The organism is Nonomuraea sp. NPDC005650, assembly GCF_040605375.1.
Classification (GTDB): Bacteria; Actinomycetota; Actinomycetes; order Streptosporangiales; family Streptosporangiaceae; genus Nonomuraea.
Window position 1 is genome coordinate 140,415 of record NZ_JBEXCR010000003.1, and the last position, 13,409, is coordinate 153,823.

General features: G+C 71.9%; 15 protein-coding genes. 4 read left to right on the forward strand and 11 right to left on the reverse strand.

The window, feature by feature from the left end; all coding sequences use genetic code 11:
• Window positions 1–159 precede the first annotated feature (159 nt).
• From ABZS69_RS06100 to ABZS69_RS06140, 9 genes are all read right to left on the reverse strand, one after another.
• A complete protein-coding gene (locus ABZS69_RS06100) occupies window positions 160–912 on the reverse strand; it encodes an SGNH/GDSL hydrolase family protein (RefSeq protein ID WP_355367283.1) in 753 nt (250 codons plus the stop codon).
• Entirely contained in the window at window positions 909–1,343 is a 435-nt protein-coding gene (gene aroQ, locus ABZS69_RS06105; protein WP_355367286.1) for a type II 3-dehydroquinate dehydratase, read from the reverse strand. Before aroQ ends, ABZS69_RS06100 begins: the two co-directional genes overlap by 4 nt.
• Entirely contained in the window at window positions 1,340–2,410 is a 1,071-nt protein-coding gene (gene aroB, locus ABZS69_RS06110) for a 3-dehydroquinate synthase (RefSeq protein ID WP_355367289.1), read from the reverse strand. The genes aroQ and aroB overlap by 4 nt, the downstream gene beginning before the upstream one ends.
• Complete coding sequence (locus ABZS69_RS06115; RefSeq protein WP_350722490.1) at window positions 2,407–2,907, reverse strand: shikimate kinase; 501 nt, start codon at window positions 2,905–2,907, stop codon at window positions 2,407–2,409. The genes aroB and ABZS69_RS06115 overlap by 4 nt, the downstream gene beginning before the upstream one ends.
• An 8-nt stretch (window positions 2,908–2,915) precedes the next feature.
• On the reverse strand, window positions 2,916–4,097 hold the full coding sequence (gene aroC / locus ABZS69_RS06120) for a chorismate synthase (protein WP_355367293.1): 1,182 nt from the start codon (window positions 4,095–4,097) through the stop codon (window positions 2,916–2,918).
• Window positions 4,098–4,140: 43 nt separating this feature from the next.
• Window positions 4,141–4,743 carry an A24 family peptidase gene (locus ABZS69_RS06125; RefSeq protein WP_355367296.1) on the reverse strand — a complete coding sequence of 201 codons (603 nt, stop codon included), beginning with the start codon at window positions 4,741–4,743 and terminating at the stop codon, window positions 4,141–4,143.
• 70 nt (window positions 4,744–4,813) lie between these two features.
• Window positions 4,814–5,347, reverse strand: a complete 534-nt coding sequence (locus ABZS69_RS06130; RefSeq protein ID WP_355367299.1) for an SseB family protein — start codon at window positions 5,345–5,347, stop codon at window positions 4,814–4,816.
• Between the two features lie 87 nt (window positions 5,348–5,434).
• Window positions 5,435–5,749 (reverse strand): helix-turn-helix transcriptional regulator, encoded by a 315-nt coding sequence (locus ABZS69_RS06135; RefSeq protein WP_355367302.1) that lies wholly within the window; start codon window positions 5,747–5,749, stop codon window positions 5,435–5,437.
• A 49-nt stretch (window positions 5,750–5,798) separates the two neighbouring features.
• Window positions 5,799–6,890 (reverse strand): ring-opening amidohydrolase, encoded by a 1,092-nt coding sequence (locus ABZS69_RS06140; protein ID WP_355367305.1) that lies wholly within the window; start codon window positions 6,888–6,890, stop codon window positions 5,799–5,801.
• A gap of 187 nt (window positions 6,891–7,077) precedes the next feature.
• Here ABZS69_RS06140 and ABZS69_RS06145 point away from each other — a divergent pair, with 187 nt between their 5' ends.
• The 3 genes from ABZS69_RS06145 to ABZS69_RS06155 all read left to right on the forward strand — a co-directional run bounded on the left by ABZS69_RS06145 (window position 7,078) and on the right by ABZS69_RS06155 (window position 10,206).
• Window positions 7,078–7,746 carry an alpha/beta fold hydrolase gene (locus tag ABZS69_RS06145; protein ID WP_355367308.1) on the forward strand — a complete coding sequence of 223 codons (669 nt, stop codon included), beginning with the start codon at window positions 7,078–7,080 and terminating at the stop codon, window positions 7,744–7,746.
• Window positions 7,747–7,873: 127 nt separating this feature from the next.
• Complete coding sequence (locus tag ABZS69_RS06150; protein ID WP_355367311.1) at window positions 7,874–9,058, forward strand: FUSC family protein; 1,185 nt, start codon at window positions 7,874–7,876, stop codon at window positions 9,056–9,058.
• Window positions 9,031–10,206 (forward strand): FUSC family protein, encoded by a 1,176-nt coding sequence (locus ABZS69_RS06155; RefSeq protein WP_355367314.1) that lies wholly within the window; start codon window positions 9,031–9,033, stop codon window positions 10,204–10,206. Before ABZS69_RS06150 ends, ABZS69_RS06155 begins: the two co-directional genes overlap by 28 nt.
• Before the next feature lie 215 nt (window positions 10,207–10,421).
• Here the strand turns inward: ABZS69_RS06155 and ABZS69_RS06160 are convergent, their stop codons facing one another.
• Window positions 10,422–11,438, reverse strand: a complete 1,017-nt coding sequence (locus ABZS69_RS06160; RefSeq protein ID WP_355367317.1) for an aldo/keto reductase — start codon at window positions 11,436–11,438, stop codon at window positions 10,422–10,424.
• 89 nt (window positions 11,439–11,527) lie between these two features.
• On the opposite strand from ABZS69_RS06160, the gene ABZS69_RS06165 reads away from it, so the two are divergent.
• Window positions 11,528–12,085, forward strand: a complete 558-nt coding sequence (locus ABZS69_RS06165; protein WP_355367320.1) for a helix-turn-helix domain-containing protein — start codon at window positions 11,528–11,530, stop codon at window positions 12,083–12,085.
• Between the two features lie 87 nt (window positions 12,086–12,172).
• Here the strand turns inward: ABZS69_RS06165 and ABZS69_RS06170 are convergent, their stop codons facing one another.
• A complete protein-coding gene (locus ABZS69_RS06170; protein WP_355367323.1) occupies window positions 12,173–13,339 on the reverse strand; it encodes a pyridoxal phosphate-dependent aminotransferase in 1,167 nt (388 codons plus the stop codon).
• Window positions 13,340–13,409: the final 70 nt, after the last annotated feature.

Consider the following 13,409-nt stretch of genomic DNA (forward strand, 5'->3'; position numbering starts at 1 on the left):
CCTGCCGCGAACACGGTCATCCGCGCGGCAGGCATGCGACGGGGCTCGACGCAACGCGGGCTCCGCTGGTCACGCAAGCTGCCGCTCTCCGCCCCAGGCTCGCCGCTCCGTCAGCCGAAGTGCGGCGGGTGGCCGGCCCGTGCGCCGCCGTAAAAATCCTTAAAAGGGGGTCAGGTCGGGACGCTTGGGTGGGAGCCCGTCGCCGGAGGAGATGCCGCGGAGGCGGCGGGACATCCAGGGGACGAGGTGCTCGCGGATCCACTGGGCGTCCTCGCGCCGCCGGGCCCGCGGGTCCACCGTGCGCGGCGGCCAGTCCTTGCGCCAGTCCTCGAACGGCACCCCCAGCACGTCCAGCGCCCGCGCCGCCACCAGCCGGTGCCCGTCCTCGTTCATGTGCAGCCGGTCCGCGCTCCACGCCCGCCAGTCGCGCAGCCCCTGCATCGACCACTGATCCACCAGCCGGCACCCGTAGAGGTCCGCGATGGAGCGAACGTGCAGGTAGAAGACCGCGAAGCGGCCACGCAGGTGCCGCATCAGCGGCGTGTCGCGCGGGTCCACCCCCGTGAACAGCAGCACGTCCGAGCCCACGGCCCGCAGGTCGCGCACGGCGCGGGCGAGCTTCTTGGCCATCACGTCGGGGTCGCTGCCCGGCCTGAGCAGGTCGTTGCCCCCGGCGCAGAGGCTGACCAGGTCGGGTGCCATGTCGACGGCCGCCGGCACCTGCTCGGCCACGATCTGGTCGAGCAGCTTGCCGCGCACGGCCAGGTTGGCGTAGCGGAAGCCGGGTTCGTCGGCGGCGAGCCGTTCGGCCACCCGGTCGGCCCAACCACGGTAGTGACCGTTATGACCGGGGTCGTTCAGTCCTTCCGTGAAGCTGTCGCCGAGGGCGACGAAGGACTTGTAGTGCCTCATGAGGTGGTGTTCATCTCCGCGATAGCGTGCAGCGCAAGGACGTACGACTGTAGTCCGAAGCCCGCGATGGTGCCCGTCGCCACCCCGGCGACCACGGAGTTGTGGCGAAACTCTTCCCTGGCGGCCGGATTGGAGATGTGCACTTCTACCAGCGGTGCCGTGCGCATGGCGATCGCGTCGCGCAGGGCGTAGGAGTAGTGGGTGAAGGCGGCCGGGTTGAGCACGACCGGGATGCGGCCGTCGGCGGCCTCGTGGATCCAGCCGATCAGCTCGGCCTCGTCGTTGGTCTGGCGCACCTCGACGTGCTCGCCGAGCTTCCTGCCGGTGTCGCGGCAGAGCGCGCTGAGGTCCTCGAACGTCTCGGCGCCGTAGACGTCGGGCTCGCGGGTGCCGAGCCGGCCCAGGTTGGGCCCGTTGAGCACGAGGATCATGCGGAGATCTCCTTGTAGGCGGCTTCGAGCAGCTCTTCCGAGGGGCCTTCGAGCCGGCCCGGCTCGGCCAGGCCGTCGAGCACGACGAACCGCTGCTTGGCGCCGCGGTTCTTCTTGTCCAGCCGCATGTGGTCGCGCAGGGACTTCCAGGCGTCGGCGCGGTAGGCGGTGGGCAGGCCGACGCTCGTGAGGATGGACCTGGTGCGTCCGACCAGGTCGGCGCGGCCGGCGAGCTTCGACAGCTCGGCGGCGTAGACCATGCCGATGGCGACGGCCTCGCCGTGGCGGATGGCGTAGTGCTCCTCGCGTTCGATGGCGTGGGCGAGGGTGTGGCCGTAGTTGAGGATCTCGCGCAGGCCCGCCTCGCGCAGGTCAGCGCCCACGACGTCGGCCTTGACCCGGATCTTGCGCTCGATCAGCTCGCGGGTGTGGGGGCCGTCGGGCCTCGTGGCGGCCTCCGGGTCCGCCTCGACGAGCCTGAGGATCTCCGGGTCGGCGATGAACCCGCCCTTGATGACCTCGGCCAGGCCGGCCACATAGTCCCGCTTCGGCATGCTGGACAGCGTGGACAGCTCGCACAGCACCCCGGCCGGCGGCAGGAAGGTGCCCACGAGGTTCTTGCCCTCGGGCGTGTCGATGCCGTTCTTGCCGCCGACGGCCGCGTCGACCATGGCGAGCAGCGTCGTGGGCACGAGCACGACCTGTACGCCGCGCAGCCACGTGCCGGCCACGAACCCCGCCAGGTCCGTCGTCGCGCCCCCGCCCACGCCCACCACGGCGTCGGAGCGGGTCACGCCGTGCCGGCCGAGCGCCGACCAGAGCCCGGCGGCCACCTCGACGGTCTTGGCCTGCTCGCCGTCGGGCACGGGCAGCTCGACCACCTCGTAGCCGGCCTCGCGCAGCACCTCGCCGACCGGGCCGGAGATCTCCGGCAGCGTCTCCGGGTGAATCACGGCGACCGTGCGCACGCCGGGCTTGAGCAGCGTGGTCAGCTCGGCCAGCACCCCGGTGCCGACCACCACGTCGTACGGGCTGTCCCCGCGGACGGGGATCCTCGTGGCGCTCATGCGGGCAACCCCTTGATGATCTCGTCGGCGAGCTCCTCCGGCTCCCGCTTGTCGGTGACCACGGTCGCCACCGCCAGGCGCTCGTAGACCGGCCGCCGCTCCTCCATCAGCTTCTTCAGCTGGCTGCGCGGGTTGAGCACGAGCAGCGGCCGGGCCGAGGCCAGCCCCACCCGCTGGACCGCGTCCGCCAGCCCCACCTGCAGGTAGACGACGTGGTGGCCCGCCAGCAGGGCCTGCGTCTCCTCGTTGAGCACGGCGCCGCCGCCGAGCGACAGGATCCCGTCGTGCTCGGCCAGGGCGCGGCGTACGGCCTCGTGCTCCAGCTCGCGGAAGCGGGCCTCGCCGTCCTCGACGAAGATGTCGGAGACGGGCTTGCCCGCCACGGCCTCCACGTCTGCGTCGGTGTCACGGAACCCGACGCCGAGCCGCTCGGCGAGCAACTGCCCGAGCGTCGTCTTACCGGACCCGGGAGGACCGATCAATACAACCCTGCTCATTTGGTCGCTCATTTGATCACCATCGAAGACAGGTAGCCGGACAGGTTGCGGGCGACCTCCTCCACGGAGTCGCCGCCGAACTTCTCGAGCGCCGCGTCGGCCAGCACCAGCGCGACCATGGCCTCCGCCACGATGCCGGCGGCCGGGACGGCGCACACGTCGGAGCGCTCGTGGTGGGCCTTGGCCGCCTCGCCGGTCTTGACGTCGATCGTGGCCAGCGCCCTGGGCACGGTGGAGATCGGCTTCATGGCGGCGCTGACGCGCAGGATCTCGCCGTTCGTCATGCCGCCCTCGACGCCGCCCGCGCGGTTGGTGATGCGGCGCACGCCGTCTTCGGTGGTGTACTCGATCTCGTCGTGGGCCTGGGAGCCGGGCCTGCGCGCGGTCTCGAAGCCGTCGCCGACCGCCACGCCCTTGATCGCCTGGATGCCCATGAGCGCGCCGGCGAGCCTGGAGTCGAGCCTGCGGTCCCAGTGGGTGTAGCTGCCCAGGCCGGGCGGCAGGCCATAGGCGAGGACCTCGACGACGCCGCCGAGGGTGTCGCCGTCCTTGTGGGCCTTGTCGATCACGGCGATCATGGCGGCGCTGCCCTCGGCGTCGGAGCAGCGCACCGGGTCCTCATCGACCCTGGCCAGGTCGCCTGGCCCGGGCAGGACCTCCGCCGGGCTCTTCGCGCCGCCGATCTCGGTGACGTGGCTGACGATGTCGACGCCCAGCGCCTGCTTGAGGAAGCGCCTGGCGACCTCGCCGAGCGCGACGCGGGCGGCGGTCTCGCGGGCGCTGGCCCGGTCGAGCACCTGCCTGGCGTCGTCGAACCCGTACTTCTGCATGCCCGCCAGGTCGGCGTGGCCGGGACGCGGGCGGGACCGGGGCGCGTTGCGCGCGAGGCCCTCCAGCTCGGCAGGGTCGACCGGGTCGGCCGCCATCACCTTCTCCCACTTGGGCCACTCGGTGTTTCCGATGCGGATCGCGACCGGGCTGCCCATCGTGCGGCCGTGGCGGACGCCGCCCACGATCGTCACCTGGTCCTGCTCGAACTTCATCCGGGCACCCCGGCCATAACCGAGCCTGCGGCGGCGCAGGGCCTCGTCGATGGCGGCCGTGGTCACCTCCACCCCGGCCGGCAGGCCTTCGAGGATGGCGACGAGTTCGGGGCCGTGGGACTCTCCGGCGGTCAACCAGCGCAACATGCGTACAAGTCTTCCATGTGCTGCCTAGTGAGATGTCCCGCGTTCACCAGCCGAGACAGAGTGTCGTGAACGCGCCCAGCAGCATGAACGGCCCGAACGGGAACTGGGTGTCCCTCGTCCCGCGCCCGGACAGCAGGAGCGCCAGGCCGTAGAGGGCGCCGAGCAGCTGGCCGCAGAAGGCCGCGACGACCCACGCCTGCCAGCCCAGGGCCGCGGCGGCCATCCCGATGAGCCCGGCCAGCTTGACGTCCCCCAGGCCCATCGCCTCCGGTCTGACGAACCAGAGCAGCCCGTACAGGGCCGTCAGCGCCACCCCGCCAGCCAGCGCCCTGGGCAGCTCTCCCGTCGGCGCCAGGGCCAGGGCCATGATCGGGTACGCCGGGAGCGTGATCGCGTCGGGCAGCAGGCTGGTACGCCAGTCGACGACCGCCAGGGCGGTGCCGATGAGGGCGAAAGGCACGTACGGCAGCCCGAACCGCCAGGCGACGAGCGCGGCCACGGCGGCGGTCATCAGTTCGACGCCCGGACCGGGCCGGTGGATCAGCGCGCCCTGGTCGTAGTGGACCGGGCCCTCGTCGTAGGAGTCGGCCAGCGCTCGGATGGGGCGCCCGCAGATCAGCCCGGCGAGCGCCATGAGTGCGACCACGAGCCGACCCTAATGCGCCGCCCCGCCCATGTGGGCCGGATCACTCCACCTGATATCGGCCCCGCCAGGGCTATCGGCCCTTTCTGGAGAACCATCGGCGGCGCCGGACGGGCTCCACCCGGGCCACCGTCACGCCGCCGAGCCGATCGACGGTCCCCGATTCGACGGCCGCCAGCGCCTCCAGCACCGCCCCCTCGATCACGAACTGGACCGGCCCGGCCACGTCCACCACGACCGCCGCCGCCTTCTCCTGCACCGCCGCCTGGCACACCTGCAGCGCCGTGGCCTGGATCGGCCGGGCGTCGGGCCGCCACCGGGCCAGCGTCTCGCTGCCGGTGAACGCGAGCACCGCCTGCCTGCCGTCCGCCCCGACGAGCTTGGGCAGCGCCATCTCGCTCTCCTTCTCCTGCCGCAGCCCGTGCGCGCCGACCTCGCTCTCGGTCAGCAGCGCCACGACGGGCACCAGCAGCCGGGCGCCGCTGAGGGCGTTCAGCACGTCGGCGGCGTCGGCCGTGCCCTCCTGGTAGGAGGCCAGGGCGGCGGCCACCGCGGGCGCGGCGCCGCCGTCGTCGTCAGGGTCGAGAGGTCGCGGGATGCTCGGCACCCCCCGACACTACCCGCGCCCGTCCCTGCCCCCGCAGCCTGCCCTGGAGCGCGTCACGCGCAGGCGGCGAGGGGTCGGGCGAACCGTTCACACCCCGTCGCGGTCCAGCCGGCCGGGCGCCCGCTGTCCGCGCGACCGGAACGCCCGCCTGACGGCCTCACGGGCCGGCTCCGCACCGTCCGGGGTGATCCGGTAGTAACGGCGACGCGGGCGCCCCTGCGTCACGTGCGGGTCAGGATCCTCCCATCGGCTCGCCACCCAGCCGATCTGCTCCAGCCTGGCCAGGATCGGGTAGACCGTGCCGCTCGGCAGCGAGGCCAGCTCGCACAGTTCGAGCCCGTAGCGCTCGCCGCCGGGCTCGCTCAGGAGGGCTCGGATGACGGCCAGGGTCGGCGTGGTCATCCGCGGGTTGCTCCCCATATCTCGTTACTTTACATAGGGAGAACCAGCGTCAGCCGAGGTCGGAGATGGCCGCCACCGGGCCTCCGCCCGAGGGCCCCTGATGGACGGCCGCCACCGAGACGAACACCGCCGGGTCGCCCGTGACCGAGGCCGCCACCCCGCCCACCGTCGCCTTGATCTGCCGGTGCCAGTGCACGTCCGAGTCGTCCAGCATGATGTTGCGCCGTCCGCGTACCCGTCCCGACGGGTCGGCCTCGCACTTCATGAACACGTTCACCAGCCGCCCCCCGAGGTCCGAGGGGTGCGGGCGCTCCGGCAGCGGCAGCCCCGAGTCCCTGATGGCCTCCCAGATGCCGTCGGCGTCCAGGGCGTCCTTCATGACGCTGTGGCCGATGCGGTAGCGGCCGCCGATCCCCCGTACGTTCCCCACCAGCACGATCTGGGCCCGGTCCAGCTCCACCCCGGACGAGCACGAGGCCACGGACGAGTACAGCGACAGGTCCTTGTGGATCTGGTCGGCGCGCGGCATGTCGATCTCGCCGAGGGCGACGGCGATGCCGAGGGCGGTGGTCGAGTTGGACAGGTCCATGGAGGGTCCGGTCTCCTCGATGGCGGTCTCCTGGCCGCGGCTCTTGGCGTCGGTGATGGTGGCCAGGGTGAGCAGCGGCGTCTTGGTCTGTACGTAGTGGACGTCGCGCGGGTCGTCGATGCCCGCGATCTTCATGGCCTCGCGTACGCCCGCCGCGACCTTCTCCACCATGGCGGGCCTGCCGATGTCCTCAGGCAGGATCACCTCGCTCATCGCCACGCCCACCGACAGCCGCGGCTCGTCGGACGGGGGCGCGTCGGCCGTGGTGGCGAAGATGGTGGCGTGCGGGCTGAGCACGCCGTCGGTGCCGCCCGACCACACCAGGGGCACGCTCTCCGGCGACGGGTGCCCGTGCTCCGCCAGCACCTCGCGGAAGGCCCGGTCGGCGAGGATGCGCGTGTAGTCGTTCACGCCGCCGTTGCCCTCGGTCTTGCCGACGACGGCGAGCACCCGGCGCGCCTCGATCACCCCGTCGGCGATGAGCCGCCTGAGCCCGGCGGCGTCGGTGACGCTCTCGATCGGCACCTTGCGTACTTCAATCGGGTCCGGCATATGACGCCCCTTCTCCGTTACCGGTCCTCCCCGCCCTCGCGACGCTATCCGAGCCGGTCAGCGGGGTTCATGGTCAATGTCTGCCCATGAACCCCGCCGACGATGTCAAGGTCCGCTCAGCGCCACGGGGCGGCGGGCCCGTACGCGCGCCGGGCCCAGGCGTTCACCGGACGATATGGTCGCCGGTGTGATTCGCGAAGCACACGCCAACGGGATCAAGCTCGTATACCGGGAGGAAGGCGACCCCACCGCTCCCCCGCTCCTGCTGATCCACGGCCGGACCGCCAACCACAACGACTGGAACGGCATCACCCAGCACTTCGCGGCGCGCTACCACGTCATCGCCCTGGACCTGCGCGGGCACGGGGCCAGCGACTATCCGGGCTCGTACGAGCTGCCGGAGATGGCCGAGGACGTCGTCGCGCTGCTCGACCACCTGGGCATCGGGCGGGCCACGCTGGTCGGGCACTCGCTCGGCGGCATCGTGGCCTACCACCTGGCCATGAACCATCCGGACCGGGTCGAGCGGCTGGTGCTCGAGGACGCGCCGCCGCCGCTTCCCATCCCGAACCGCCCGCCGATCGTCGAGGACGATTCGACCGGGTTCGACTGGCGCATGGTGCACGGGACGGAGCCGCAGCTGGTCAGCCCCGATCCCGCCTGGCTGACGGGGCTCGGCAGGATCACCGCGCCGACGCTGGTGCTGAGCGGCGGGGAGCTGAGCCACGTCAGGGCCGAGGAGGTGGCTGCGCGGATCCCGGGGGCGAAACTGGTCACGATCAACGTCGGGCACCTGATCCACACCGCGGCCCGCGGCCGGTTCCTGCAGGCGGTGGACGCGTTCCTGGACGGCTGACAGACCGGCCCTGTCGGGCGGGATGTGCCGCATCTCATCGCGCCGTAACCCTGGTGTCACGTGAACACGCCAGGGTAGGGGCGTGGTTGACATGCACGTACCTCAGCGTCTGGGCAGACTGAGGCTGATGGCCCCGTCGATCGGCCAGTGTGCGGTCGGAGCCGCGATCGCCTGGCTCGTAGCCAAGGATCTGCTGGGCCACAGTCGCCCGTTCTTCGCGCCCATCGCGGTCGTGATCTGCATCGGTGTGGGGCTGGGCCAGCGGTTGCGGCGGGTGGTGGAGCTGGTCGTGGGGGTCAGTCTGGGCGTCGGCGTGGGCGACCTGCTGGTGTCGCGGATCGGCTCGGGCGCCTGGCAGATCGCGCTGGTGGTGGCGCTGGCCATGGCCGTGGCGGTGCTGCTCGACAGCGGCTCGCTGATCGTCCTCCAGGCGGGCTCCTCGGCCGTGCTCGTCGCCACCCTCCTGCCGCCGAGCGGCAGCGGCGGGTTCGACAGGATGGTCGACGCCCTGGTCGGCGGGCTCATGGGGCTCGCGGCGGTCGCCCTGCTGCCCACCAGCCCGTCGGCGCTGGCGAGGCGGCACGCGAAGGGGATGTTCGGCGCGCTGGCCGACGTGTTGCGGCAGATCGCCGAGGCCATCGAGACGCGCGACCCACGCCTGGCCACCGACGCGCTGGAGGAGGCGCGCGGCAGCCACAAGACCGTGGAGGAGTTCAGGCAGGCGCTGGAGACGAGCATGGAGATCGCCACCATCTCGCCGCTGCACCGCCACCGCCGTCCCTCCCTGGAGGGGTACGAGAAGGCGTCCGCGCCGCTCGATCACGCGCTCAGAAACGCCAGAGTGCTGGCCAGGCGGGCCATCGTGGCGCTCGACGGCCCCGGCCCCACCCCGCCCTGGCTGCCACGCGAGCTGCGCGAACTGGCCGACGCGACGCTCATCCTCCGGGACGACCTGGCCCACGGACGATCGCCGGAAAGGGCCTCCCGGGCGATCCTGGCGGTCGCGTCGCGGCAGGGGGCGGAGCGGTGGGGCTTCTCGGCGGACGTGATGATCGCCCAGCTCCGGTCCATCGTCGTGGATCTTCTCCTGGCGACCGGCATGGATCGGAACGAAGCGGCCGCGACCCTGCCGATGCTGGACGTCCACCCCGAGGCGGACCCGCCCTCCGACACTGGCGCACAGGACTCCGACGGCCCCCGAAAAATCAACACAACCCCTAACGAAAACGACTTAGCCGGGGCAAATGTGACCTCAACGTCATATAGATCGGCCAAGGTAGAAGGGTGCGAACCAGGCTCAGCGATCATGTGAAGGAACGACTGGGCACGTTCGGCCTCATGGCGCCCTCCATCGCGCAATGCGCGGTGGGTTCCGCGCTGGCCTGGATCATCGCCATGGAACTGCTCGGCCACCCCCACCCGTTCTTCGCGCCGATCTCGGTGCTGATCTGCGTGGGCGTCGGGCTGGGGCAGCGGCTGCGCAGGGTGGCCGAGCTGGTGATCGGCGTCAGCCTCGGAGTGGGCGTCGGCGACCTGCTGGTGTCCTGGATCGGCTCGGGCGCCTGGCAGCTCGCGCTCGTGGTGGCGCTGGCGATGACCGTCGCGGTGCTGCTGAACAGCGGGGCGCTGTTCGTCGCGCAGGCCGGGTCGTCGGCCGTGCTGGTCGCCACCCTGGTGCCCGGCGACGGGGCCGGCGGGCTGGACCGGATGGCGGACGCGCTCACCGGGGGCATCATCGGGATCGCGGCGGTCGCGTTGCTGCCCGCCAGCCCGTTCACGATCGCGGCCAAGCACCTTTCCGGGGTGCTCGACGCGCTGTCCACGGTGCTGGAACGGGCGGCGGAGGCGATCGAGAAGCGGGACGTGGAGCTGGCGGCGGAGGCGCTGGAGGAGGCCCGGGACACGCAGGAGGCGGTGGCGGAGTTCGAGCACGCGCTGGAGACCGCCAAGGAGATCACGATGATCTCGCCGCTGCACTGGCACAGGAAGGCCAGGCTGGCGCGCTACGAGACCGCCGCCGTGCCGGTGGATCTCGCGATGCGGAACGCCCGGGTGCTGAGCAGGCGTACCCTCGCCTCGCTCGGGGAGGCCAGCCCGCCGCCCACCGCCTTGGCGGAGGCCCTGCGCGAGGTCTCCGAGGCGGCACTGCTGCTGCAACTGGAGCTCGGGGCCGGCCGGGAGCCGACGCTGGCCCGCCAGGCGCTGCTGGCGGTGGCGGCCCGGGAGCGGCCGGAAGGGCTCGGCTTCTCGGCGCACGTGATCATCGCGCAGCTGCGTTCTGTGGTCGTCGACCTGCTGCAGGCGACCGGGATGGAGCACGAGGCGGCCACGGGCACGCTCACCCCCTTGGACGAGAACGCCGCCGGCGAGCCCGGCCCCTCGGACTCCGGCCCCTCTGGCGAGCCCGCCGCCGCGCTCGCCCCGGTGGATGAGTCGCGCGACGAGACCAGCCGCCGCTGACCCCGCAGCCGCCCCCGGCCCGCTGCGCGCACAAAGGGTGAGACGCGCACCTCTCACTCTCCGTCGGCCCGGAACTCCGCGACGGCGGCCCGGGACCAGCCGCGGGACGCCGCCCATTCCGTCAGGGGCGAACTCGACGCGGGAGCCGGATGGCGCTTCCAGGCGACGCCGTCCCAGCGCAGCATGATCGGCGGGCATTGAGGGGCGGGTGGGGATCAGCGGGGGGTGAGGTGGAAGAACGAGCCGTCCATGGGGCCGAGGTCGAGGCGGGAGATCTCGTCCAGCCGGGACGCCGCCTCCTGCGGGAGGTCCAGGTCGAACGCCGCCAGGTTCTCCCGCAGCTGCCCCACCGATCGCGGGCCGATCAGCACCGAGGTCACCCCGGGGCGCCGCGCCACCCAGGCCAGGGCCACCCCTGCCGGTGTCGCGCCAAGCTCGGCCGCGACCTTTACGAGCCCGTCGGCGATGTCCAGGTTGCGGTCGTTGAGCAGTGATCGGGCCCATTGGTTCGCGCCGGGGAGGGAGTGGCCGAGCAGCCGACCCATGCGGCTGTCGGGGTCGGGGGCCTCGTCGCGCCTGTAGCGGCCGGTCAGCACGCCGCCGCCGAGCGTCCCGTACACGACCGTGCCGATCCCGTGCCGCTCGCACGCCGGCAGGATCTCCGCCTCGATCACCCGCTGGATGAGCGAGTACTGCGGCTGCAGGCTCACGAACGGGGTGCCGCCCACGCGGGCGGCGGCCCACTGCGACTCGACGAGCTGGGTCGCGGTGAAGTTGGAGCAGCCGAGGTAGCGGACCTTGCCCGCCTTGACGAACCCGTCCAGCGTGGCCATCGTCTCCTCGATCGGCGTCGCCGGGTCCCACTGGTGGCACTGGTAGAGGTCCACGTAGTCGGTGCCGAGCCGGCGCAGGCTGGCGTCGAGGGCCCTGGTGAGGTGGCGCCGCGACAGGCCGCGCCCCTCCGTGCCCACCGGCATGGCGCCTTTTGTGGCCAGTACGACCCACTCGCGCCTGCCCTTCAGCGCGCGGCCGACGATCTCCTCGGTCTCGCCACGGTGGTAGAGGTCGGCGGTGTCGATGAAGTTGCCGCCGGCGTCGAGGAACGCGTCGATGATCCGGCCCGCCTCGGCCTCGTCACTGGCGGCCAGGCCGTTCTCGGTGCCGAAGTTCATGGTGCCCAGGCAGGCCCTGGAGACGCGCAGGCCGGAACGGCCCAGATTCAGGTGGTCCAATGGATTTCCCCTAGAATCGGAATGATTGTTCCGGATGTTGACCATACGGAACATCTGTTCCGGTTGTCAATGAGGGAGGGCTCTCTGTGATGCGTGCGGACGCGCGACGCAACCGCGCCCGGGTGCTGGAGGCCGCCGAAGTGGTGCTGGCCAGGGACGGGCTGGCCGCGTCGATGCGCGAGATCGCCTCGCTGGCGGGGGTGGGGGTGGGTACGATCTACCGCCAGTTCCCCGCCAAGGAGGACCTCTACCAGGCGATCGTCGTCGATCGGATGGCGCGGCTGGCCTCGCTGGCCGACGAACTGGCCACGGCCCCGGACGCCGGGGAGGCGTTCTTCGAGTACTTCACGATGATCGTGGAGGATTCGACCGTCAAGAAGGTGCTCGTGGACGCACTGGCGGCGGCGGGGATCGACGCCAAGGCCGGGACGCCGGACATCCGGGGGGCCATCGAGACGCTGCTGGTGCGGGCGCAGGGCTCCGGGGCGGTTCGCGGGGATGTGGGGATGGCGGAGTTGCTGGCGTTGTTGAGCGCCACGTGTCTGGCGGCGCAGCACAACGGGTGGGACGAGGGCCTGCGTACCAGGACCCTCGCCATCGTCTTCGACGGCCTTCGCCCCTCGGCCGCGACCCGCTCCTCGGCCTGAGCGCCTTACGCGGCCGGGGCTGGGCGCCGTCGGTGATCGACGGGCGGGTGGCGGCGGACGGGCGGGTGGCGGGCGAGTGAGAGGGGGTCAGGTGGAGAGGTGTTTGAGGCGGGTCACGGCCTCGTCGATGACCTCGTCCTTCTTGCAGAAGGCGAAGCGGACGAAGTGCCGCCCCCGGTCGGCGTGGTCGTAGAAGACCTGGGTCGGGATGGCCACCACGCCGGCGAGCTGAGGGAGGCGGCGGGTGAGTTCGAGGCCGTCGGTGAAGCCCAGGGGGCGGATGTCCGTCTGGACGAAGTACGTGCCGGAGGGCCGCAGGACCGAGAAGCCGGCGGCCGAGAGGCCCTCCATGAGGCGGTCGCGCTTGTCCTGGAGGCCGGCGCGCAGCGCGGACACCCACTCCAGCTCGTGCCGCAGCCCGTACGCCACCGCCAGCTGCCACGGCGCGCTCGACGTGAACGTGAGGAACTGCTTGACCGTCTGCACCGCCGTGACCAGGGCGGGAGGGGCGCAGATCCAGCCGGTCTTCCAGCCGGTGACCGAGAACGTCTTGCCCGCGGACGAGATCATCACCGTGCGCTCGCGCATGCCGGGCAGCGTGGCCAGCGGGATGTGCTCGACCCCGTCGAACGTCAGGTGCTCGTACACCTCGTCGGTCACCGCGATCAGCCCGCGCTCCTGGCAGAGCTCGGCGATGACCTCGAGCTCGGCGCGGGTGAACACGGTGCCGGTGGGGTTGTGCGGCGAGTTGACGAGGATGACGCGGGTGCGTGGGGTGACGGCGGCGCGCAGCTCGTCGGGGTCGAACGTGAAGCGCCCCTCCACCGGCCGCATCGTGACGGCGACCAGGCGGGCCTGGGCGAGCGCGATCGAGGCCGCGTACGAGTCGTAGTACGGCTCGAAGGCGATCACCTCGTCCCCCGGCTCGCAGAGGGCGAGGACGGCGGAGGCGACGGCCTCGGTGGCTCCCACCGTGACCAGGATCTCGCCCGCCGGGTCGTAGGAGAGGTCGTAGTGGGCGGAGCGGTGTTCCGAGATCGCCCGGCGCAGCTCCAGGATCCCCGGCCCCGGCGGATACTGGTTGGCGCCCGACGTGATCGCCTGGACCGCGCGGTCGAGCATCGCCGCGGGCCCGTCGGTGTCGGGGAAGCCCTGGCCGAGGTTGATGGATCCGGTCTCGACGGCGAGCGCGCTCATCTCCGCGAAAATCGTCGTGCCGAAGGCGCGCATCCTGGCAACAAGTGGTTCGGTCACGGCACTTAGGCTATGCCCGGCGGGAAATCCGCTCATCATTCCGCCCCCTGATGTCGCGAAGGGCATAAGG

Bases quoted from the DNA above. Each gene is read 5' to 3' on its own strand.
- aroQ (WP_355367286.1), bottom strand. From the start codon at position 1,343: ATGATCCTCGTGCTCAACGGGCCCAACCTGGGCCGGCTCGGCACCCGC.
- ABZS69_RS06150 (WP_355367311.1), top strand. From the start codon at position 7,874: ATGGCCCCGTCGATCGGCCAGTGTGCGGTCGGAGCCGCGATCGCCTGG.
- ABZS69_RS06140 (WP_355367305.1), bottom strand. From the start codon at position 6,890: ATGCCGGACCCGATTGAAGTACGCAAGGTGCCGATCGAGAGCGTCACC.
- ABZS69_RS06100 (WP_355367283.1), bottom strand. From the start codon at position 912: ATGAGGCACTACAAGTCCTTCGTCGCCCTCGGCGACAGCTTCACGGAA.
- ABZS69_RS06115 (WP_350722490.1), bottom strand. From the start codon at position 2,907: ATGAGCAGGGTTGTATTGATCGGTCCTCCCGGGTCCGGTAAGACGACG.
- aroC (WP_355367293.1), bottom strand. From the start codon at position 4,097: ATGTTGCGCTGGTTGACCGCCGGAGAGTCCCACGGCCCCGAACTCGTC.
- ABZS69_RS06135 (WP_355367302.1), bottom strand. From the start codon at position 5,749: ATGACCACGCCGACCCTGGCCGTCATCCGAGCCCTCCTGAGCGAGCCC.
- aroB (WP_355367289.1), bottom strand. From the start codon at position 2,410: ATGAGCGCCACGAGGATCCCCGTCCGCGGGGACAGCCCGTACGACGTG.
- ABZS69_RS06165 (WP_355367320.1), top strand. From the start codon at position 11,528: ATGCGTGCGGACGCGCGACGCAACCGCGCCCGGGTGCTGGAGGCCGCC.